The organism is Thermoleptolyngbya sp. M55_K2018_002 (assembly GCF_015295965.1).
Lineage (GTDB): Bacteria > Cyanobacteriota > Cyanobacteriia > Elainellales > Elainellaceae > Thermoleptolyngbya > Thermoleptolyngbya sichuanensis.
Genome location: NZ_DVEA01000391.1, coordinates 1 through 1755, shown reverse-complemented (window position 1 = coordinate 1755; position 1755 = coordinate 1). Strand labels below are relative to the sequence as shown.

2 pseudogenes are annotated in these 1755 nt (G+C 62.8%); one reads left to right on the top strand and one right to left on the bottom strand.

Features of this window, described 5'->3' with window-relative positions:
- A pseudogene (locus tag IGS51_RS20010) lies at positions 1 to 1422 on the top strand (hypothetical protein); the annotation flags it as partial.
- A gap of 35 nt (positions 1423 to 1457) precedes the next feature.
- Here the strand turns inward: IGS51_RS20010 and IGS51_RS20005 are convergent.
- Positions 1458 to 1755 (bottom strand): annotated as a pseudogene (locus IGS51_RS20005) (DivIVA domain-containing protein); the annotation flags it as partial.

Genomic DNA, 1755 nt, shown 5'->3' with positions numbered 1-1755 from the left:
GTTCGTCGGCCTGAGCAGATTTTTCTGCTGGAAGAGGCGATCGCCACGCTGCTGTCTGGCTTGCCCAGCCCCGATGCGCGTCCGCTCCGGCTCTCGCCGGCCCCGGCCCAGCCCGCCGACCTCTACAGCGGCAACTGGCAGGGCGGAACCCTGGTGCTGAGCGCAGGCGCAACGCTGACGGAGTTAGCACTGGTAAACTTACCCAGCCAGTTGCAGCACCTCAGCCCCTGCGACTTCGTAACTCGCACGCTGCCCTACGCGGGCACAGCCCTCGACCAAGACATTCTGACTCAACTGGTGTATCCTGCCTGGGTGCGCCAAACCCACGGCCCGCAGCGCCCTATGGTCGAAACTCCCAAGGTCGAAACTCCCAAGGTCGAAATTTCCAAGAATGAGGGCGATCGCCCAACATCGTCCAACGTCTTGTCCCACAAACCGGGCGGAGCAGACTGGCACGAACCTCCTGTTTCTCCCGAAGCGGCAGCCGACCCCTGGCTCGCCGTGGGATGGGACGACTTGACTCTGCCCGCCGTGGGCGATCCCGACCCGGCCCACCGCCACCGAATGCTGCAACGCCTGCGGAGTTCCGATTTGGGACTCTGGCTGTTGCATACCGCCGAGCGGGTCAAGATTGCGCTCCAGCAGCAGGAACAAGTGACGCTCACTCTGGGCAACCAGACCCTCAGCCTGACGCGCCACGACCTCAGCAGTCGGGTGTTGCTGCCCTACGTGGAGCGGCTCAATCGGGAGCTAAATACGCTGCTAAGGCAAACCGGCCTGTCGCGGCTGGAAATTCGCCAGGTGGTCTGCTCTGGGGGCAGCGCCTCGCTGGTGGCGATCGCCCGCTGGCTGCACCAAAAGCTGCCCAACGCCACCATTCTTCAAGACACCTACCTGTCGGCAAGCCACGCCTCTACTGCCTGTAGCCGCGTCGCCTACGGTCTGGCTGTATTGCCGCTGCATCCGCAGGTGCTGAATCGGCCGCGCCACCAAACCAGCGACTATTACCTGCTGATGGAGTTGCTGCGAACCTTTCCTGAACACCCCGTCACCCTGGACAGCGTACTGCACACGCTAGAACGGCGCGGCATCGACACCACGGCCTGTCGTCAGCACATTCTCGCGCTGCTGGAGGGGCATCTGCCACCCGGACTGGTGCCGATGCTGGACACAGCGCTGCTCATCCCCACCGCCGCCAGCCAGTCAACCGCAGCCCATCTGCTGGAAGCACCCCTGTTTTTCAAGCAAGACAACCAGACCTATCGCCCCAATCTCCAGCAGTGGCATCGCCTCCGCGCCCACCTCGACATGCTGCTGGCTACCACCTACCAGAAGCTGACCGAGCCGCTGCAAGGGGCGCTGGTTGAACCCAGAAAGCAGAGCGGCAGAGATCAGAGATCAGGGCTAGACTTCAGTCGCTAGCCCCAAGACTCAGCCCCAAGACTCTATTTCTGACTCTATTTCTTAGGGCGATCGCCCCCCCGCGACAGATTTCGCGCCGGAGCTTCGGGCTGGAGCTGGCCCCGGCCGTTGCGAACGATACGCAGCATGTCGGAAAACTGCTGCTCTAGGTCTTGCAAGATGCGATCGGCGTAGTCATCTGCACCGGCCTGGATTTCCTCACATTCGGCGATCGCCCGCCGCCGCATCTCTTCGATTTCCTGCTGGGTCTGCCGCCGCATCCGCTCGATTTCCACCATCGCCTGCTCGTGCGCCACTTCACATTCCTGCTGCACGCGCTGGCGAATCTGCTTC